Genomic DNA, 19,786 nt, shown 5'->3' with positions numbered 1-19,786 from the left:
CGATATGAGTCAAACTAAAACCGAACTGCTGCAAGGAGATTTATATATTAACGGCGAGTGGGTAAGTGAAGAGGAGCAAACCTATTTTAAAAGTATAAACCCTGCAACACAAGAGCTCGTCGGAATGTGCGCAGCCGCTACGGCTAGTCAAGTCGATGCTGCCGTAAACGCGGCTAGTAAAGCCTACAGCCACTGGAAAAATATATCTATTCCTGAACGTGCAGCATTTTTAACAAAAGCAGCTGGGCTTTTTGAAAACAGAAAAGAAGAGCTAGCCCAAGTAATGACAAAAGAGATGGGAAAGCCGCTATCAGAATCCATAGGGGAAGTTGGTGTCGTCATTGCAACAGCTCAGTATATGGCGGGAGAAGGAAGACGTTTGTTTGGCGAAATAGTGCCCGCTGGCTTTCCTGACCGAGATATAAAAATGGTTCGCGAACCGCTTGGAGTTGTGGCATGTATTACACCTTGGAACTTTCCTGTTTCTCTCGCTTCTTATAAAATGTTTGCCGCTTTAATTGCTGGCAATACCGTTGTCTGGAAGCCGGCTTCAGAAGTGGCGCTCTCAGCGAAGATTTTTATGGAAGTATTGCACGCTGCGGGGCTTCCAAAAGGAACGATTAACTTGCTTACAGGATCGGGCAGAATCGTTGGACAAAAGCTTGCTACGCACTCTGAAGTGAAAATCATCTCATTTACAGGTTCTACGGAAGTTGGTCAGCAATTAGCAGAAATGAGCAGCAAAACCTTAAAGCGTATTTCTTTAGAGCTAGGAGGAAAAAACGCGGTTATCGTATTAAAAGATGCCAATCTGGATAAAGCAGCAGAGGGAATCGTTAAATCAGCATTCACGACAACGGGTCAGCGCTGTACCGCAGCTAGCAGAGTCATCGTGGAGCGTTCAGTAAAAGAAGAGCTGTTGAAAAAAGTAATAGCTCTTACAGAAGAAATGAAGATTGGAAATGGTCTTGATGAAGGGGTTGCAATAGGACCGCTTGTTAATGAACAGCAGTGCCGTTTAGTAGAAGATTACGTACAAAAAGGGGTAGAAGAAGGCGGGAATATTGCGCTCGGAGGTCGTGCTTTATCAGAGTTAGGAACTTGTTATTACATGCCTACAATCATCGATAACGTCCATTCAAATCACACAATTGCTCAAGAAGAGATTTTTGGTCCCGTGCTTGCTTTTATTGAAGTAGATGGCTACGAAGAAGCAATGAGCGTCAATAATGGAACGGTGTACGGACTTTCCACTTCTATTTATACAAGCAGCTTGCACTATGCCAGCCGAGCTGCCAAAGACGCTGTTAGCGGATTAGTCTATATCAATAACGGAACATCTAATGCTGAAATGGGGGTAGCATTCGGTGGAATGAAAATGTCTGGCAACGGCCACAGGGAAGTTTCTCATCATGCATTTGATGTGATGACAGAATGGAAGTCTGTCTACACCAACTATTAATCTCGCACCTTAGCGAAAAGGAGGAGCACATGTCTTCATATCGCATTGGCATTGCCTTTTTTTATCATGAATCTCACAGCTTTAGTCCATTAAAAACAGAAATAGAACAGTTTGTACAAGAAGGATATTTTGTTGGAACGGAAATATATAAAGCATACTCAGGAACCAAAACAGAAGTAGGGGGATTTTTGGATGTATTAAAGCAAGAGAAGCAAGTAGAAATCGTTCCCCTTGTTTGTGCAGCTGCAATTCCGTCTGGGGTTGTATCTTCGGCAGCTTATTACACAATTGAAAAGCAAATGCTGCATATGCTTACTCACGCCGGCCCGCTAGATGGCTTATTAATCGCCTTGCACGGCGCAATGGTAGCAGAGCATCTTTTCGATCCGGAAGCTCATTTGTTAGGTCAAATAAGAAGCTGTATAGGAAGCGATGTTCCCATTGCTACTACGCTCGATATGCACGCAAATATCAGTGAAGATATGCTTACGTACACGCCGCTACATTTCGGTTTTAAAACATATCCTCATATTGATATGTATGAACAAGGAGTGAACGCAGCGCGAGCGCTTTTAACACAGGTAAAAGAAAGCGCTATCTATTATGCGTCTTTAAAAAAACTGCCCATGCTTTTGCCGTCGATTAATATGCGAACAGCAGAAGGACCTATGAAAAAAATGATTGATCTTGCTAACCAAGCCGAGCAAGAAGAAGACGTATACAATGTTTCCATTTTTGGAGGCTTTCCGTATTCTGATATTCCAATTGCGGGAGCAAGCGTGCTCGTAACAGCTTTGAATCCGGAAACAGCAGAAAAAACAGCAAATAGACTAGCTTCTCAGTTTTGGAGTATAAAAGAAGATTTTATCATGGATTTGCCTACCGTTGAAGAAGGTCTGCAAACAGCGTTAAAACGATCAAACGAACAGCCAATTGTGCTCGCTGATATAGCGGACAATCCTTTAAGCTGCGGAAGCGGTGATACAACAGAGCTTTTAGAATACATGCTGAAGCTAAATATGCCGGGGACACTGTTTGGAGGTCTTTATGACCCTGAATCTATTAAACAATGCGTGCAAGCAGGAGTTGGAAGCTACGTCTCTCTTTCCTTAGGAGGAAAAGTTTCTCCTGAGTTTGGAAAGCCCGTTGAAGTTGAAGCAAAGGTCATTGGCTTATCAGAAGGTGAGTTTTACAATTCGGGACCGTTTAATCAGCATTTAAAAGTAAATGTAAAAGGCGCAGCTCATATTCGAGTAGGAGAATTGGATATTTTGTTGATTGGAAGGCCGGTATCAGCAAACGATCCTGAACTTTTCCGCCATATCGGTATCGAGCCAGCAAGGAAAAAAATAATTGGTTTAAAAGCTAAAAATCATTTCAGAGCCGCTTTTGAACCGCTTGTAGGGTCTATCATCTATGTGGATGCTCCAGGCGTAGCGTCAAATCGCTTAACGACCTTTAATTATCAGCACCTTCCAAGTCCAATATGGCCGCTGCAAGATGCAAAATATGAAAGTGAAAAAAGGAGGAAAGAAAAATGGATGCATTAAAAGAGCAGTATTATATCGAAGTCCCAGAGTCGTTAAGTCCCGCGCAGCAAAAAATGATGATTGAACTTGAAAAAGATGCGTTTCCGGGCATGGGAGCCGTTGATGAACAGACGCTTGTACCTTTAGCGCGCTACGGAAAGCTCATTCAATATTTCCAGGAAAATGACGCAAGGCCAATTGCCATTTGCGAGCTGCTTAGAGATTACAAAGATGTCACAAAAGCTTATATCTTTGGGTTCTACGTCCGCTCTGATAAACAAGGAAGCGGAGTTGGACAGCTGTTCTTAGAAGAAATATTTTCTATTCTACAAAAAGATAGTTTTGAAAGTGTTTGTTTGACTGTGAATGTAAAAAATGAAGGCGCTGTTAAGCTGTATAAAAAAATGGGCTTTACGATTAAAGAAACGCGAGCAGGAGAGTTTGGCGAAGGAGAAGACCGCTATTACATGGTGCGGTCAATTTCTTAGTAGAACATCTATTCAAAAAATAAACTTTGGAGGGAATATAAAATGAAAAATACATTATATAAAGCAAGCAGACACTGGAAAGAAATCGAGCTTTGGAAAGATGTAACGGACGAGCAGTGGAACGACTGGGTATGGCAGCTGACAAACACGATTAAAACATTGGAAGATTTAAAGAAAGTGATCAATTTAACACCTCAAGAAGAAGAAGGCGTTAAAATTGCAACCAAAACGATTCCGTTAAACATCACTCCTTATTACGCATGGTTAATGGATGAGAACGATCCGAAATGTCCAATCAGAATGCAGTCCGTTCCTATTTCAGAAGAACTGCATAAGACAAGGTATGATTTAGAAGATCCGCTTCATGAAGATGAAGATTCACCGGTTCCTGGCTTAACGCACCGCTATCCAGACCGCGTGCTGTTTTTAGTTACAAATCAGTGCTCTATGTACTGCCGCTATTGTACAAGAAGACGTTTTTCAGGACAAATTGGCATGGGCGTTCCAAAAAAACAGCTGGATACAGCTATTAATTACATTGCTGCCAACCCTCAAATCCGTGATGTATTAATTTCCGGAGGAGACGGCCTATTAATCAATGATAATATTTTAGAATATATTTTGAAAAATTTGCGCGATATTCCCCACGTAGAAATTATTCGTATCGGTACAAGAGCACCTGTGGTGTTCCCGCAGCGCATTACAGAAAATCTTTGCAACATCTTAAAGAAATATCATCCGGTTTGGCTGAATACGCACTTTAACACATCAATTGAAATTACAGAAGAATCAAAGCGTGCTTGTGAAATGCTTTCCAACGCAGGAGTTCCAGTTGGAAACCAAGCGGTTATTTTAGCCGGAATTAACGACAGCGTGCCAATCATGAAGCAGCTTATGCATGATTTAGTAAAAATTCGCGTGAGACCTTACTACATTTATCAATGTGATTTATCAGAAGGAATCGGCCATTTCCGTGCGCCAATCAGTAAAGGACTAGAAATTATGGAAGGACTTCGCGGCCATACGTCGGGCTATGCAGTTCCTACGTTTATCGTGGATGCTCCTGGAGGAGGCGGTAAAATTCCGCTGCAGCCAAACTATATTATTTCTCAAAGCTCCAATAAAGTTGTGCTTCGAAACTTTGAAGGTGTTATTACGTCTTATCCAGAGCCGCAAAATTACCAAAGTGGAAGCGCAGAAGAATTTTATAAAAAAGTATATCCTGAAGTGTTTGAAAAGTTTGAAAGCAACGGTGTTCTTTCAATTATTGATGATACAAAGTTCAACTTAACGCCGGAAGGTCTAAACCGTCTTGACCGCCGGAAAACGTATGATCAAAATCCAGAGCATAGCTCTTTAAAAGACAAGCGTGAAAAGCGCGATCAATTAAAAGAGAAAAAATTTGAAACGCAAATGAAAAAATACGAAACGGCGGGAGCGAAGGAGGAATGATATTGAAGTGCCAATGGTGCGAATCATATGAAGCCAAGGAGACGGATGCAACGGTTTATTGGGAGCTTCCTGACGGTACAAAAGCTATAGAAATTAAAGAGACGCCTTCCATTACATGTTCAGAATGTGGAATTACGTATCAAACAGACGAAACAGTTGGACACATTGAAGATCAACTGTTTTTAATTAACACCTCTGCCTTAGAAAAAAGTGTAACGTACGAACAGCTTATGAGCCTGCCTCGTCTATTAAAACGAAACTACTTTGATTTTTCAAAGTGAGCAATAAAGGATCCATCTCCTACTTTTTATAGGAGATGGATATTCTTATACGCTTTACGTTAAACATGTTCGCATAGTTCTTTTATGAAGGTGGGATAAGTATGGAAGCGGTCGATATAAATCGTAATGAAGAAGAAAAGAAGCAGGACGATAAGCATATAAAACGCCATTTAAAAGCTCGTCATATGACCATGATTGCCATTGGAGGTTCAATAGGAACTGGCTTATTTCTAGCTACCGGATCATCCATCCAAACTGCTGGACCTGGAGGAGCGCTGATTGCTTACGGGGCTATTGGAATTATGGTTTACTTTCTCATGACTAGCCTTGGAGAAATGGCCACGTTTATGCCGGTATCAGGTTCTTTTTCAACGTACGCCAGTCATTATGTAGACCCAGCTCTCGGCTTTGCGCTCGGCTGGAACTACTGGTTTAACTGGGCTGTTACGCTCGCTGTAGAAATAGCTGCTTCTGCTATTATCATGAAGTTTTGGTTCCCTGATGTGCCAAGTATTATCTGGAGCGCTTTGTTTTTAGGCTTAATTTTTTTACTTAATTTCCTATCTGTAAAAAGCTATGGAGAATCTGAATATTGGTTTGCTCTCGTAAAGGTAGTAACCATCATTGTATTTATCGGAGTGGGCCTTCTGACGATCTTTGGCATCTTCGGCGGTGAATATATCGGCTTTAAAAACTTTACATTAGAAGAAGCGCCGGTCAACGGCGGATTTCTGTCCGTACTAAGCATTTTCTTTATCGCGGGATTTTCTTTTCAAGGTACAGAGCTAGTCGGTATTGCGGCAGGGGAAAGTGAAAACCCTCAAAAAAATATACCAAAAGCCATTCGCCAAGTCTTTTGGCGCATCCTTCTATTTTATATTGCAGCCATTGCTGTAATCGGGCTTATCATTCCTTACACCAGTCCATCTCTTCTAGGAGGAGATGTGGATAACATTGCGGTTAGTCCATTTACGCTTGTTTTTGAAAAAGCAGGAATTGCTGCAGCTGCTTCGGTGATGAATGCTGTTATTCTTACATCCGTTTTATCAGCCGGAACATCTGGTTTATATGCTTCTACGCGAATGTTATGGTCAATGGCCAATGAAGGGCAAGCGCCTAAAGCGCTTCGGAAAATTAATCGTCGAGGAATTCCAGTAAATGCGCTTGTTTTAACCACTATTATTGGCGGTCTTGCGTTTTTAACATCCGTTTTTGGTGATCAAATGTATATGTGGCTTTTAAACGCTTCAGGTATGAGCGGATTTATTGCGTGGATTGGTATTGCCGTCAGCCACTATCGTTTCCGAAAAGCATATGTTGCTTCAGGACAGGATCTAAATGATCTAGCCTATAAAGCAAAATGGTTCCCTCTAGGTCCTGTTCTTGCATTTGGAATGTGCCTCATTGTTATTTTAGGACAAAACTATCAAGCGGTACTTTCCGACAAAATTGATTGGTACGGCTTAACGGTCTCCTACATTGGCCTGCCTCTCTTTTTAGCGACGTGGTGGGGATATAAAATAGCAAAGAAAACCAAGGTTGTACCTTTGCATGAGTGCATTCAAAAAGAGGATAAGAAATAAAAAAGCCATAGTGGCTAACGACAAAGAAAAAAGGTGAACCCCGGACAGTGGGGTTCACCTTTTCATTTATAAAAATCGATTATTTTACACTTTATTATACAAATATCATATCATAAAAAGTGATTTTTTTCCAGTCTGGTTTTTATTTTGTTTATTGATAAAATTCAAGAATACCACTGCATGCTAAGCAATTGTGGAGGTTGAAAATCTTTGTACTTTAATAAGAAAAGGGGTTCGTAATGAGAATTTCTGCAGGTGTTGAGATGCTACAGTTGACTGCCAGAGCTTTTGACCAAGATATAATATTAAATCCTACGTTAGTTTGGAATAACGATGAAGCTATTCTAATTGATACAGGAATGCCTGGGCAAACCGATCAACTGAAAGAGATCTTGGGTGAATTGAATATATCTATTGAACAGCTAAAAGTAATTCTTCTAACGCATCAAGATCTAGATCATATAGGGTGTGCGACTGATATACGAAAAAAATCAAATGAAAATATCATCGTATATGCTCATGAATTTGATAAGCCGTATATTGAAGGGAAACTTCCGCTTATTAAAACGAATGCGAGCCGAATGAGTAACGAAGAACTAGCAGCTATACCTGATGAAATAAAATATTTATATAAAAATCCTCCAAAAGTTGAGGTAGATACAGTATTAAAAGAAGATCAACTGCTTCCATATTGCGGAGGCATTGAAGCTATTTTCACTCCCGGACACACGCATGGGCACGTTAGTTTTTATTTGAAAAAATCAAAAACGCTGGTTGCGGGAGATGCTTTAGTATTGGTGAATGGACAGCTAATGGGACCTGTTAAACAAACGACTTTAAATATGGACCAAGCAGTTCACTCACTGGAAAAATTCTTACACTACGACATTGAGCATGTTATTTGCTATCACGGAGGCTATTTTCAAGGCTGTCCGAAAGAAGCGATTTTAAGGATAAAAGAACACGTTGCAGAGAGACAAAGTTAAGATAAATAGAAACCAAAGGGGATGGATAAAATGTTTACACCAACTATTAGCGTTCAAAAAATAAATGATAGCCTCATTATAAAATGGCAGCTTGCACACTTTACGATTCCGTTAGAAGACATTCTTGAAGTAACGGAAGATGACACGTACGGAGGCAAAGAAGCAAACGCCATTCGAATCGGCCCTCCGTATGGAACGACTGACCGCATCTTTATAAAAACGACCAATAAAAACTATCTGTTATTTACCTCAAACACACCGGCTATATTAAACGAAATAAATTCATAACGACCACTACTAAATACGAGATATATAGGAGAGAAAAAATTGAAGATTAGCCGTACTTTCGATGCTGATACAATTGCCAAGCTTAATCAGTCTGTTCATCAACTGCATGTAGAATTATCCCCCGAGCGCTTTCAAACATATGATTTTCAGAAGATACATGAATTTTTTAAGAAAGTGATGGAAAACGATAGGTTTATCTTTCTTTTAGCAGAAGATGAAGGACAGCATGTAGGATTCGCTTGGGTTGAAATAAAGCAGTATTCAGAAACAGTGTTTAAAAAAGCTTACAAGTCAATTTATGTTCATCAAATAAGTATCGCAGAACTCCACAAAAACAAAGGGTTTGGTTCAAGTTTGATGAAAGAAATTTATAGCATTGCCCGTACTCAAGACATAAATACAATTGAGTTGGATTACTGGAGTGACAATACGGTTGCGGAGAGTTTTTACGAAAAAGAAGGCTTTGTTACGTATAGAAAAATGGTTTATAAAGAGCTTTAAAGAGAGCATTTACTTGCTCTCTTTTTTATGTCTAGGAAGCCATTTTCTTCATTTTAATCACTCAATAAAACAAAGTACGCGATTTGAGAACTTAACTCTTGAAAAATTTTTGTTTTACATTTATACTTACATTCTTGTTCGCGTAATGCGACAACTTACTTTATATTCAACTAGGAGGTATACAGATAGTATGGAAAATTTCATTTATCATAATCCCACAAAATTAATCTTCGGAAAAGATCAGCTTCAAGCATTATCAGAAGAACTCCCGAAATACGGAAAAAATATTTTGCTTGTATATGGTGGAGGAAGCATTAAGAAAAACGGTTTATATGATCAAGTTCTTGCGCTGTTAAAAGAGCTAAACGTAAACATACACGAGTTAGCGGGCGTAGAGCCAAACCCTCGATTATCTACGGTACGAAAAGGAATTGAAATTTGCCGAAATGAAAACATTGACTTCATGCTAGCAGTCGGCGGAGGAAGCGTTATTGACTGTACAAAAGCAATCGCTGCCGGAGCTGAGTATGAAGGAGACGTCTGGGATATTATTAACAAAAAAGTCACGGCTACAAAAGCACTGCCGTTTGGAACGGTATTAACATTGGCAGCAACAGGTTCTGAAATGAATCCTGATTCGGTTATTACGAATTGGGAAACAAATGAAAAATACGTTTGGGGAAGCGCCGTTACGCATCCTGTATTTTCTATACTAGATCCTGTGAACACGATGTCTGTTCCTAGAGATCAAACTATCTACGGCATGGTAGACATGATGAGTCATGTGTTCGAACAATATTTCCATAACGTGAAAAACACGCCTTTACAAGATCGTATGTGCTATTCCGTATTACAAACAGTAATTGAAACAGCACCGAAATTGCTAGAAGATCTGCAAAGCTACGAACATCGCGAAACGATTTTATATTCCGGAACAATCGCATTAAACGGAACACTTCAAATGGGATACTTTGGAGATTGGGCTTCACATACAATTGAACACGCGGTATCAGCAGTATATGACATTCCTCATGCGGGCGGTTTAGCAATCTTATTCCCAAATTGGATGCGACACGTTGTAGATCAAGATGTAACTCGTATGAAACGCGTCATGACAAGCATGTTTGATATTGAAACTGCAGGTAAAAGTGACAAAGAAATTGCGTTAGAAGGAATCGATAAGCTAAGCGCTTTTTGGTCAAGCCTTGGTGCACCTTCTCGCTTAGCAGATTACGATATCGGAGAAGAGCGACTAGACGAAATTGCTGGAATTGCTGCTCGTGAAATGGAGCACGGAGGTTTCGGTAACTTTAAGAAACTAAATAAAGATGATATTTTAGCTATTTTAAAAGCATCACTGTAAAGTGAAAAATAAAAAAGAAGGAGACACCTGTCTTCTTCTTTTTGTTTTATCTTATAAATGACTGGAAATTAAGTAGAGTAGGAAGAATGGTTTTTTTCTCAAATTTCAGTTAACAACTAAAGGAAAAGCTTTATAATTAAGTACAGAAAGAAAGTTTTAGAGAATTTAAGGGAGTGGGGAGATGAAAAAGTTTGCGCTAGCTTCATATGCGCTTTATTTGTTGGGCGGATTAGTCATTACAGCCGTAGGATCCGTCTTACCGCAATTGTTAACACATTATCATGTGTCCTATACAGTTGGCGGACAGCTTGTATTAGTAGGTTCTTTAGGATTTTTGATAGGAGTTCCGCTTTCTTCTTTTCTATTAGGACGCTTCAGCGAAATGAATTTACTTACAATTGCCGCACTAATGATAGCGTTATCACAAATAGGTATGCTTTTATTGCCTCCATTTGAGTGGATTATTGCATTCAATTTTTTAAACGGTATTGGTGTAGCCGCATTGGAAGTAGTTGTAGCTACTTTAATGATGGAAGTATTTATCGGTAGAAGAGCTATTGTTATGAGTTATTTAGAGGTATCATTTGGTCTAGGTGCGCTGTTGATGCCGTTAGTAGCTAGCTTATTGATTTCACAGAACAGCTGGAGGTTTTCATTTTTTATAACAAGTGTACTAGCTTTACTAATGGTTGTGGTTTGTAAAATAATTCCTTTTAAAAAAGAGACTGTTTCAACTTCAGAAAGCGATGCTTCAGATGCCAGCTCAGAACCTGCGCCTGTGCTTACTAAAAATCAAAGGTGGAAAATACTTACTCTTTTTAGTGTGATGATTTTTATGTATGCCGGAGTAGAAAGCAGTATGAATAATTTTCTTTCGTCTATTTTTATCACATATCTAGACGTAATTCCCTCACAGGCTACTTTAAGCATAAGCGTTTTTTGGGTAGCTATGCTCATAGGACGAGTGGCTACTGGATGGATTATTCGAATTGTTACATACGAACGTTATCTTTTTGGTAGCATTGGAGGGACAATTGTGAGTTTAGTGCTGTTTATTGTGTTAAAAGAAGCAGTAGCAGGCTATATTTTATTAGGGTTTTTAGGGCTTGCAATGTCAGGTATCTATTCGATAACGATGGTATATGCTAACCATACGTTTACCGGATCTGCCCGTATTGTAACAAGTTTAATTACTGGTTTTTCAGGGCTTGGAGGTGCTGTTTTCCCTGCGCTTATTGGCTTTACTATGGACGCAAGCGGCATTACCTCAGCGCTTTGGTACATAACAGCTTTTGCATGTTTATATCTTCTAGCGTTTTGTATCATTTTTTTCGTTCAGCGGGGTGCAAAACAGAAATCTAATAACCATTTGCAGCCTATGAAATAAATGCTACGTCAAAAAAAGAAGTGAATTATAAGTTCACTTCTTTTTCTTTTTATTTTCTCTTTCGTTATAGTAATCAAAAAGGGTTCACATAAATTCAAACTAAAAAGTAAAAGATGGATATCTCTATAAAAAAGGAGCGCTATATGAAAGAAGTGAAGTTTAACTCAAATGACGTTTTGAGTCAAAAACAAGAAAATATTCAAATTATAAAAGCAGTAAACGTGCAGCCTCAACAAGCACGTGAAACGTTGGATAAACATTTGCTTCTTCTTCACCGTACCGCTAAGCCTGTTGCAATTCAAGAAACAGTAGCAGATAGCTTTCATGGAGGAGTAGCGTTTAAAAATGATATTAACTTTATTCCTGCTGGAGCTGACAGCACTTGCGAGTGGAAAGAACCGATATCTTTTTTGCGTGTTGAGTTAAATCCTCAAATCGTTAAAGAAATAGCTGATAAAGAAAATGTATCTTCTAGGCTTGATTTAAGCTATTACCTTAGAAATCAAGATCATAAAATGCAGCAGCTGCTTTTGTGGCTTAGTGAAGAGGTCGAACATGGGAATCCTCAAGGAAAACTGTACATTGACTCAGTTACAAATTTAATTATTTATCACATTTTAAAACAGCATAACGATAGTCAATCCAATTTTCTTAGTAAAACGCCGGGACTTGAACATTTAAAAATAGCGATGGAATACATGCAAGACCACTATGCTGAATCCATTACATTAGATGAGTTAACTCGTATATCTAATTTAAGTCCCTCTCATTTCATTAACAGCTTTAAACAAACGCTAGGCGTAACGCCCCATCAATACTTGCTTAAGATTCGAATTGAAAGAGCAAAAGAAAAATTACAAAGCTCTAGTTTGCCGCTTAGTGAAATTGCTTATGAATTAGGCTTTACAGATCAAAGCCACTTCTCAAAGCACTTTAAGAAAATAACCGGAATCTCCCCGCTTAAGTGGAAACAAAATTTTGTACAAAAATAACCGAATTTTGTACAAGAAAACAACTTAAATATCTCCTAAAATAAACGTGTAAAGGAATTTAAGAGGAGATGTTTAAGTGAAAATCATCTCCGTACTATAAAATTCATACACAGTATAGGAGAGATCATAATGAAAGTATTAGTAAATATATTTCACCCTAATCTAGCAGAATCTAATGTTAATAAAGCGTGGATGAAGCGATTAGAAAAGGAAAATGTCACAGTTAATAATATCTATGAGCGCTATCCGAATTGGGAAATTGATGTAGAAAAAGAACAAGAGATGTTATTACAGCATGACCGCATCGTTTTTCAATTTCCTTTTTACTGGTATAGTACGCCTCCGCTAATGAAGAAATGGTTGGACGATGTATTAACTTTCGGCTGGGCATACGGCACGAATGGCACCAAACTGCATGGAAAAGAATTTGTATTGGCAATTTCAGTAGGAGGTCCGCAAAAGTCATATAGAGCAGGAGGTTATAACAACTATACGATTAGTGAGTTAACAAAACCGCTGCAACAAACGGCTAACTTAACGGGCATGAAGTTTCTTACTCACTTTGTTCAATACAATTCGGTTGTTGCTACGGAAAAAGAAATCAGTGAAAGTGCGGAAGGCTTAGTTCAGCATATAACAGATCCTGGATTAAACCCGGACGTCGCTTTAAAAAGAATACTAAATGAGATGGCTGAAAAAGATGTAACTTTATAAATGGTTACTATCTATTTTAATAAAAAACATAAAAAAGAAAGGTTGAATCTATGTCAACCTTTCTTTTTTTTATAAAAATTCTCATTAATTTTTTTCTAACAATATCTTTATAATCAAATAGCAAAATTCCTGCTTTTAATTTCGCCTTAGTACTAACCCTATAAACCATTCTTTTCTTTACCTTTTACCAATATATTAAATATTCTATATATTCCTAATATTATATAAAATTAAATTGACAAATATATGAAGCGGTCATTAGAATTTAGTCATCGAACAGTGAAGAGCTGTTTAAAAGTAGGGGGGAAGTACATGCCGTTACAAAATAAGCATCTAGCAGTTGTGTTACAAAATACATATTTACCGTTTATTTTTGAAGAAGCAGAAGCTCTCGGAATTAAAGTGACGTTTTTTTATAACCAAGAAGAAGTAGAACCTAAGCACCTTAAAAACGTACAAAGATTCATACCCATTGATTTATTTCACATTCCGGACAAAGCCCTTGAGATTATTAGAGCAGAGCATCACAAAAATCCTTTTGACGGCATTATGACATTATATGAGCCTGCGTTAGAGTTTGTAGCTCAGCTGACAGAAGAATTAAACTTACCGGGCTTATCACCGTTTGTGATTAGTAACTGTCGCAACAAACAGAAAATGAGAGAGGTTTTAAAAGATAATGATCTTAACACTCCGTATTTTAAAGAGGTTGAAAATAAAGAGGAATTAAAGAATCTTTCACTGCCTTATCCTGTCGTAGTAAAACCTTCTAACGGATTTTCCAGTCAAGGTGTATCACGAGCGAATAATAAAAAAGAACTGATTGACAGCATAGAAAAAGTGAGACGCGTAAATGAAGAAGACCTAAGTAAATTCACAAAAAATAAAACGGGCATGGTAATTGAACAATTTGTAGACGGACCAGAGTTTGCTATTGAGACGTTTTCTGTACGAGGAGAGGTTTGTGTACTCTCTATAGGCTACAAAGGAAATTCCAAAGGACCTTTCTTTGAAGAAGGTGTTTATATAGCTCCAGCTCAGCTAGAAGAAAACGTTTGGCAATCTATTGCACAAGAAGCAGCTAGAGCAGCAAATGCTTTAGGGATTGAGGATGGCCCGGCTCATATTGAATTACGCCTGGATCCAGCGGGAAAACCTTATGTAATTGAAATAGGAGCGCGCATTGGAGGATCTGGGATTTCTCACTACATCGTAAAGGAAAGTACAGGTATTAACTATATGGAGCTAGTTTTTTACTATGTATTAGGATTAAAACCTCCTGTATTAAAAAATGAAAGAAAACGAAAGAAAGTGGTGGGCAACTACATTATCCCTGTGCAAGGCTATGGGATTTTTAAAGAAATTCGAGGCTTAGAAGATGTGCGTAGAGATACTGAAGTAAAAAGGGTTATTCAATTTATAACTAAAGGGACAGACATTTTACCATATCCGCACTTTTCAGGTTACCCTGGATTTATTTTAACCACTCATGACTCTTATTCCGACTGTGAGCAGTATTACAGCTATTTAGATAACAAAGTAAAAATCGTTTATCAAAATAAAGTAAACGCATAGGGGGTATCAAAGGCTATGATAGTTGCAGAGTCGTCTAGTAAGAAAAATAAGCAGCTTCAAAAAATTAGCATTATCCATACCTTAGGGCCTGAAGGAACAAATTGTGAAAAAGCAGGCTATCTGTGGTTCGAACGCCAAAGCATACAAGGTCAGGTCTTTTTACACCAAACGTTGGAAGAAGCTTTAGTTCATGTGAAAGAAACAGAGAGTTCTGCTCTTCTAGGCTGCGCGGTATATCCTTACTTACATGATATTGTGTTCAAAAATTTAACTAGTTTAGAGCTAGTAGATAGCTTTATTATGCCAACGTATAACATGGTTCTTGCCTCAAAAGAAGAGGTGATAACAAACAATAACCTGTTAATTGCTTCACACCCTGCCCCTGTTGATTTAGCTCATTCCATCAGTCCCAATGTTCAGTTAGTAAATAGTAATGCTCAAGCGGCGATTGATTGCTTAGAAGGAAAAGTAGACGCATGTATTACAACAAGTAAAGCTGCTAACGAGCAGGGGTTAACAGTTGTAAAAGATTTTGGAGAAGTGCCGATGTGTTTTACGCTTCACGGAAGAAAATAGGCTCAACTTTAAAAAAGAAATAAGGTGAAACAGTGATTTCTAAATTAACCCGTATTCATGTACATCTTTTGTTTTGTCTATTAGCCGTCATCGGGGGAACGACATGGGCTTTTCAAAAGACGGGATTAAAGGATAGCTTGCCTCTATGGTCAGCAGGTATGAGGTTTTTAATTGCTAGTTTAATAATTGCCCTCTACCTCTTACTCACAAAAAAAATGGCCGTTTCAAAAGAAGTAGTAATCATTTCAGCATTAAACGGAATTTTGTACTTTGCTCTACCGTTTGGTTCTGTTTATTGGGCATCCGTCTATTTGCCAAGCGGGCTTGTTTCCGTTTTAGCTGCCAGCATTTCAGTGTTTGCTCTTTTATTTAATCGCTTATTTAAAGGAACACCAGCTACAAAAGGACAAAAGATAGGTGTAGTCATGTGCTTAATTGGTATGAGCGTTGTATTTGGAAATCAGCTGTTTATACAGGGAAATGTTATCCAAATAGTAGCCATGATCGTCATTTTAATGGCTATGCTAGGTTCTGCTTTTATAACTGTTCAAGTTCAATCTCGCATAAAATCCTTGCCTATTATGACCTTTAATTCTTTTTCGATGCTAAGTGGAGGCGCTTGTTTACTGATTGTTAGTTTATTTACAGAGAATGGAAACCGCACTTTCTCTGGGGTTAGTCTTATCTCATTATTATACTTGGCTATTATAGGATCGGTCTTAGGGTTTTCTATTAATATTTATTTATTAAAAAAATGGCATATATCAAAAGCAACGGCGCATCTATTTATTTCACCGGTTATCGCCTTATATGTAGGATTTGTCTTTTTAGGTGAAACATTAAACAAACAGGTCTATATAGGTACAGCGTTTGTAATAGCGGGGGTTATATTTATTAACTTAAAAAAGCAAATAGAGAAAAACACACATAACTCTACTCTTACATCATCTAAAGATATTTCTGCTAAGTAGCTGTTCTAAAAAAAGGAGGGTTTTAATCATGTTAACAAAAAATCACACTCAAAGTTTAGTGGAGTTATTAAACGGTAAAATAGTACCTGCTCTATATGAGATAAGAAAATATCAGGGCCCAAATGGAGAGGTCAAAAGAAATTACGAAAAAGCTAGAGAGCTCTTATTAAAAGTAGTTGCTGAAACTGAAACAATATATAACTCTTTAAATTTACCTGAAGTGTGGCATGCATTAAAAAATGACGTATGTGATTGGATTGAAAGAGGACTCGATCAGTCTCCTTACTTTGATCAAACGTTAATTGCCTATAGCCCGCCTACAAACAGGGAAGCGACGTTCTTTTTAGGACCGATTGTAACGCCTAATGGCCCTACAAAAAGAGGATTTTATTTAGAAGCCTTTATCGCTGTTCGCGATGAACCTGAAATCATGAAATCCATCGAAGCAGACCTTCCTCATCCTAAAAATGGATGTGAATCTTTAAAGCTGTTGGCTGGTACTCAAGGATTTATGGAAGAAAAGTGTATTGTATTTTTCCCTGAGAATGTAAAAACAAAAGAAAAGGTAACAAGTCAAAACTTCGCGATATTTTTCTTTAATAAATTTCACAGCATATACAATGAGGATACATTAAAAAGAGCGTCTTCTATCTTTCCTGATTTTAACTTTAAATCTCATACTATGAATAGAGAAGACACTTATCAGGCAAGGGTAATCTGGGGATATCTGCATGATTATTACCATCACTGCGGAAATAAACCTTTTGACCAACATATACAGGCGAAAATGAATTTTTTTGCAGGCATACTAGAAGAAGTTAAAGTAGATTGCCAGACGGTGCTGACTCTTCATAAAAGAAAATATCCTTTTTGGGAAGAGATAACGGAATTTGTTCTCTTTGAACGCCTTTTAAGGTATCCTAGTCAGCATAATGCACCTCGAAACTTTGATTCTGGAACAGGTTTTTTTCTTTTTAGCTGGCTAGTTACAAATGGGCGTTCAATTTCCCGAAAAGAAGACCATGCTTATTTAGATTTAGACATGTGTTTGAAGGAACTAGACCTTTTAGTAAAAGAAATTGAACAACTTGAAACAATTCAAAGTGACTCTGGCTATAAAGAAAAAGCTGAACATTATGTTCGAAAATACTTATTACCTAGTGAGAACGATGATAAATTTATTATCCCGGACAATTACTTTATTAATCAGCAAAATAAAAAGATTGAAGTTCCATACTTACTATTCGATGACCATAATCTTTAAGGAGAAGGTGCACTAGTGACTGCTTTGCATTTGAGTAAAATAGGAAACAAAATGACTAATAAAGTAGGCGTTCGCGCGATTATGCATGACATCCAAGAAGTGCTCAATTCCGATCTCAATCAATATGTAAATTTAAGTGCTGGCAACCCCGCCATCCTCCCTCAAGTTTATGAAATGTGGGAAGAAGCTTTAAGAGATATTGTGAACGACAAACAATTAAAAAATTTGATTAGCCAATATGGTTCTAGCTACGGTACGCATGAATTAATTGATTGCATAAGAGAATATTTCTTTACGAATTATCGTATTAAACTGGACAGAGAACAAGTCTTGATCACGTCGGGAAGTCAAAATCTCTTTTTTTTAGCTTTAAATTCGTTTTGCGGTACAAGTAAAGAAGGAAGAGTAAAAAAAGCATTAATACCTATGCTGCCAGATTACGCTGGGTATAGTGGAGTCGCACTCGAGGAAGGTGTAATAGAAGGAATTCCTCCTATCCTTTCAAAGCTTGATCATCATACGTTTCGTTATGAATTTAACAAACAGGCATTCAAAGATAAAATAGCACAGGACCCAGATATCGGAGCTGTCGTATTATCAAGACCTAATAATCCAAGCGGCAACATCCTTTCCGAAGAAGCCGTACAGTTTATATCCCAAGTTTGCAAGGACTATCACATTCCTTTGCTAATTGATTCAGCGTACGCACCTCCTTTTCCGGCTATGAACTTTGTTGAAATGAATCCAATTATACATGGCAACATCATTCACTGCATGAGTCTTTCTAAAGCCGGCTTGCCTGGAGAGAGGATAGGGATTGCTATAGGGAAAAGTGACTTTATAAAAGTAATGGAAGCTTTTCAATCAAATATCTTGATTCACTCTTCTAGGCTAGGTCAACGAATGGTGGTTAACACCTTGAAGAGCGGAAAGTTAGCTAGAATTTCAGCTAACTATATAAGAACTCATTATAAACAAAAACATGACTATTTAAAAAACCTTTTAACTACACATATGCCGGATGATATTCCTTGGTATTTGCACAAAGCGGAAGGTTCGTTATTTGGTTGGCTTTGGTTGGAAGGTTTGCCTTTCAGTGATAACGATCTATACAATAAATTAAAAGCAGAAAACTTGATTGTAGTACCAGGCGGATCATTCTTTCACGGCAGCCAATCTTCTCCTCACAACCGGGAGTGCATTCGTATAAGTCTTACCGCTACAGATGAGGAGTTAAAAAAAGGAATCCACATTCTTTCATCAGTAGTTAAGAAAATATACAGTTCAGATCTTATATGTGAAACAGAAAAAATCTAATTTCTTAAAGGTTTAGAGGTAAAAAAAGCCGTCCCGGTTGCTAGGGGCGGCTTTTTTGTTTAGATTAAGCAATAGACACATTAGAGAAAACAAACAGACATTTTTAATGATGTTTCTCTTTTAGTTGGTTACCTTTATAAGACCATGGTTTCACTGTTGTGAATTAAAGTTTTTTAGATACTTTGATGACCATTTCTTTTTGTTTTGAGATACCTTTAACAGTACCTTCTGTTCGCTGGAAACCTTCTCCGCAAAAAGCATGACTTGTTTTTTGGACAAAAAGTTGATCTGTCTTTAAAGAGTTAATAAGCTCTTGTGCATCATCAGGTTTCATATCTTTATACCAAATACCGTCTGGGTAGGAAATGACGACGCATTTATCATGGCATCTTCCGTTACATCGAGTACGAGTGGTGTGTATGTATTCGTCCAGTTCTTGATTAGCTATCTCGCTTCGAATCGCTTGTGTAACTTCTTCGGCACCAGCTCGATTGCAGCTGCTTCCATTGCAAATGAGAACGTGATGTTTCGTTTTATCTAAGTTCCATGTAGCCATGTTAATCCCTCCTATTAAAAGTAACGATTACGATTTATAACGTATACTAATTCCTTTTTTAGCAAAGAGGGCTTTTTACCTCATTAGAATTTTACCAGCTTGATTTTTTTACTCCAGGAAGCTGTCCCTTGTGAGCGAGTTCTCTAAATGCAATGCGCGAAAGCTTAAATTTACGTAAATATCCACGAGGTCTTCCCGTTACTTCACAGCGATTATGCAAGCGAGTAGAAGAAGAGTCTCTAGGAAGCTTTCGTAGTTCATTATAATTTCCTTCTTCCTTTAACTGTTTTCTTAACTTAGCATATTTTTCGACAAGTGCTTGTCGTTGCTTTTCTTTTGCTATTTTTGATTTTTTAGCCAAATAATCAATCCTTTATTAAATATTAAAGTCCTTCTTACAAATCGTAATCATTACTATTTATATTGTTATATCATAAATGACTAAAGAATGAAATGCAACCCATATTTAATGAGTAAAGTTATATTTTTATATGCTGAAAA

20 protein-coding genes are annotated in these 19,786 nt (G+C 37.8%); 18 read left to right on the top strand and 2 right to left on the bottom strand.

What is annotated here, in order from left to right:
- The first annotated feature begins 4 nt into the window (after window positions 1-4).
- From ACRPLQ_RS10865 to ACRPLQ_RS10780, 18 genes are all read left to right on the top strand, one after another.
- Window positions 5-1,462 (top strand): aldehyde dehydrogenase family protein, encoded by a 1,458-nt coding sequence (locus ACRPLQ_RS10865; RefSeq protein ID WP_034266170.1) that lies wholly within the window; start codon window positions 5-7, stop codon window positions 1,460-1,462.
- A gap of 29 nt (window positions 1,463-1,491) precedes the next feature.
- On the top strand, window positions 1,492-3,012 hold the full coding sequence (locus tag ACRPLQ_RS10860) for a M81 family metallopeptidase (protein WP_432235967.1): 1,521 nt from the start codon (window positions 1,492-1,494) through the stop codon (window positions 3,010-3,012).
- Window positions 3,000-3,479, top strand: a complete 480-nt coding sequence (locus ACRPLQ_RS10855; RefSeq protein ID WP_049164561.1) for a GNAT family N-acetyltransferase — start codon at window positions 3,000-3,002, stop codon at window positions 3,477-3,479. Before ACRPLQ_RS10860 ends, ACRPLQ_RS10855 begins: the two co-directional genes overlap by 13 nt.
- Window positions 3,480-3,521: 42 nt before the next feature.
- Window positions 3,522-4,931 carry a lysine 2,3-aminomutase gene (ablA, locus tag ACRPLQ_RS10850; protein ID WP_028408513.1) on the top strand — a complete coding sequence of 470 codons (1,410 nt, stop codon included), beginning with the start codon at window positions 3,522-3,524 and terminating at the stop codon, window positions 4,929-4,931.
- A gap of 2 nt (window positions 4,932-4,933) precedes the next feature.
- Window positions 4,934-5,212: a YokU family protein gene (locus ACRPLQ_RS10845; protein ID WP_013057076.1), complete on the top strand. Its 279-nt coding sequence runs from the start codon at window positions 4,934-4,936 to the stop codon at window positions 5,210-5,212.
- A 101-nt stretch (window positions 5,213-5,313) separates the two neighbouring features.
- Window positions 5,314-6,795, top strand: coding sequence for an amino acid permease (locus ACRPLQ_RS10840; protein WP_048020895.1), 1,482 nt, complete (start codon window positions 5,314-5,316; stop codon window positions 6,793-6,795).
- Window positions 6,796-7,034: 239 nt separating this feature from the next.
- The gene (locus ACRPLQ_RS10835) at window positions 7,035-7,781 is read left to right on the top strand and encodes an MBL fold metallo-hydrolase (protein WP_367078209.1); all 747 of its coding nucleotides are present in this window, start codon (window positions 7,035-7,037) and stop codon (window positions 7,779-7,781) included.
- 30 nt (window positions 7,782-7,811) lie between these two features.
- The gene (locus tag ACRPLQ_RS10830) at window positions 7,812-8,069 is read left to right on the top strand and encodes a hypothetical protein (protein WP_367078208.1); all 258 of its coding nucleotides are present in this window, start codon (window positions 7,812-7,814) and stop codon (window positions 8,067-8,069) included.
- A gap of 39 nt (window positions 8,070-8,108) precedes the next feature.
- Window positions 8,109-8,570 carry a GNAT family N-acetyltransferase gene (locus ACRPLQ_RS10825; RefSeq protein ID WP_033578995.1) on the top strand — a complete coding sequence of 154 codons (462 nt, stop codon included), beginning with the start codon at window positions 8,109-8,111 and terminating at the stop codon, window positions 8,568-8,570.
- Window positions 8,571-8,760: 190 nt separating this feature from the next.
- Window positions 8,761-9,933 (top strand): iron-containing alcohol dehydrogenase, encoded by a 1,173-nt coding sequence (locus ACRPLQ_RS10820; protein ID WP_034266185.1) that lies wholly within the window; start codon window positions 8,761-8,763, stop codon window positions 9,931-9,933.
- 181 nt (window positions 9,934-10,114) lie between these two features.
- On the top strand, window positions 10,115-11,320 hold the full coding sequence (locus ACRPLQ_RS10815; protein WP_432235966.1) for an MFS transporter: 1,206 nt from the start codon (window positions 10,115-10,117) through the stop codon (window positions 11,318-11,320).
- Window positions 11,321-11,463: 143 nt separating this feature from the next.
- On the top strand, window positions 11,464-12,312 hold the full coding sequence (locus ACRPLQ_RS10810; protein WP_430093847.1) for a helix-turn-helix domain-containing protein: 849 nt from the start codon (window positions 11,464-11,466) through the stop codon (window positions 12,310-12,312).
- 129 nt (window positions 12,313-12,441) lie between these two features.
- Window positions 12,442-13,026, top strand: a complete 585-nt coding sequence (locus ACRPLQ_RS10805) for an NAD(P)H-dependent oxidoreductase (RefSeq protein WP_154988789.1) — start codon at window positions 12,442-12,444, stop codon at window positions 13,024-13,026.
- A 312-nt stretch (window positions 13,027-13,338) separates the two neighbouring features.
- Window positions 13,339-14,601 carry an ATP-grasp domain-containing protein gene (locus tag ACRPLQ_RS10800; RefSeq protein ID WP_432235965.1) on the top strand — a complete coding sequence of 421 codons (1,263 nt, stop codon included), beginning with the start codon at window positions 13,339-13,341 and terminating at the stop codon, window positions 14,599-14,601.
- A gap of 15 nt (window positions 14,602-14,616) precedes the next feature.
- Window positions 14,617-15,177, top strand: a complete 561-nt coding sequence (locus ACRPLQ_RS10795; protein ID WP_028408503.1) for a hypothetical protein — start codon at window positions 14,617-14,619, stop codon at window positions 15,175-15,177.
- Window positions 15,178-15,209: 32 nt separating this feature from the next.
- A complete protein-coding gene (locus tag ACRPLQ_RS10790; RefSeq protein WP_432235964.1) occupies window positions 15,210-16,148 on the top strand; it encodes a DMT family transporter in 939 nt (312 codons plus the stop codon).
- 28 nt (window positions 16,149-16,176) lie between these two features.
- Window positions 16,177-17,412 carry a DUF6421 family protein gene (locus ACRPLQ_RS10785; RefSeq protein ID WP_432235963.1) on the top strand — a complete coding sequence of 412 codons (1,236 nt, stop codon included), beginning with the start codon at window positions 16,177-16,179 and terminating at the stop codon, window positions 17,410-17,412.
- A gap of 15 nt (window positions 17,413-17,427) precedes the next feature.
- Window positions 17,428-18,729, top strand: a complete 1,302-nt coding sequence (locus tag ACRPLQ_RS10780) for a valine--pyruvate transaminase (RefSeq protein WP_432235962.1) — start codon at window positions 17,428-17,430, stop codon at window positions 18,727-18,729.
- Between the two features lie 163 nt (window positions 18,730-18,892).
- Here ACRPLQ_RS10780 and ACRPLQ_RS10775 read toward each other — a convergent pair whose 3' ends face one another.
- Both ACRPLQ_RS10775 and rpsN read right to left on the bottom strand, forming a co-directional pair.
- Window positions 18,893-19,285, bottom strand: coding sequence for a (2Fe-2S) ferredoxin domain-containing protein (locus tag ACRPLQ_RS10775; RefSeq protein WP_034266207.1), 393 nt, complete (start codon window positions 19,283-19,285; stop codon window positions 18,893-18,895).
- A 91-nt stretch (window positions 19,286-19,376) separates the two neighbouring features.
- Window positions 19,377-19,646 carry a 30S ribosomal protein S14 gene (gene rpsN / locus ACRPLQ_RS10770; RefSeq protein WP_034266209.1) on the bottom strand — a complete coding sequence of 90 codons (270 nt, stop codon included), beginning with the start codon at window positions 19,644-19,646 and terminating at the stop codon, window positions 19,377-19,379.
- Window positions 19,647-19,786 lie beyond the last annotated feature (140 nt).

The organism is Priestia sp. TRN 1309 (genome assembly GCF_050846875.1).
Classification (GTDB): Bacteria; Bacillota; Bacilli; order Bacillales; family Bacillaceae_H; genus Priestia; species Priestia zanthoxyli.
This window is presented reverse-complemented; position numbering and strand designations above follow the sequence as displayed.

Coding starts and splice junctions, on each gene's coding strand:
- ACRPLQ_RS10865 (WP_034266170.1), top strand. CDS start 5: ATGAGTCAAACTAAAACCGAACTGCTGCAAGGAGATTTATATATTAAC.
- ACRPLQ_RS10860 (WP_432235967.1), top strand. CDS start 1,492: ATGTCTTCATATCGCATTGGCATTGCCTTTTTTTATCATGAATCTCAC.
- ACRPLQ_RS10855 (WP_049164561.1), top strand. CDS start 3,000: ATGGATGCATTAAAAGAGCAGTATTATATCGAAGTCCCAGAGTCGTTA.
- ablA (WP_028408513.1), top strand. CDS start 3,522: ATGAAAAATACATTATATAAAGCAAGCAGACACTGGAAAGAAATCGAG.
- ACRPLQ_RS10840 (WP_048020895.1), top strand. CDS start 5,314: ATGGAAGCGGTCGATATAAATCGTAATGAAGAAGAAAAGAAGCAGGAC.
- ACRPLQ_RS10835 (WP_367078209.1), top strand. CDS start 7,035: ATGAGAATTTCTGCAGGTGTTGAGATGCTACAGTTGACTGCCAGAGCT.
- ACRPLQ_RS10830 (WP_367078208.1), top strand. CDS start 7,812: ATGTTTACACCAACTATTAGCGTTCAAAAAATAAATGATAGCCTCATT.
- ACRPLQ_RS10820 (WP_034266185.1), top strand. CDS start 8,761: ATGGAAAATTTCATTTATCATAATCCCACAAAATTAATCTTCGGAAAA.
- ACRPLQ_RS10815 (WP_432235966.1), top strand. CDS start 10,115: ATGAAAAAGTTTGCGCTAGCTTCATATGCGCTTTATTTGTTGGGCGGA.
- ACRPLQ_RS10810 (WP_430093847.1), top strand. CDS start 11,464: ATGAAAGAAGTGAAGTTTAACTCAAATGACGTTTTGAGTCAAAAACAA.
- ACRPLQ_RS10805 (WP_154988789.1), top strand. CDS start 12,442: ATGAAAGTATTAGTAAATATATTTCACCCTAATCTAGCAGAATCTAAT.
- ACRPLQ_RS10800 (WP_432235965.1), top strand. CDS start 13,339: ATGCCGTTACAAAATAAGCATCTAGCAGTTGTGTTACAAAATACATAT.
- ACRPLQ_RS10795 (WP_028408503.1), top strand. CDS start 14,617: ATGATAGTTGCAGAGTCGTCTAGTAAGAAAAATAAGCAGCTTCAAAAA.
- ACRPLQ_RS10785 (WP_432235963.1), top strand. CDS start 16,177: ATGTTAACAAAAAATCACACTCAAAGTTTAGTGGAGTTATTAAACGGT.
- ACRPLQ_RS10775 (WP_034266207.1), bottom strand. CDS start 19,285: ATGGCTACATGGAACTTAGATAAAACGAAACATCACGTTCTCATTTGC.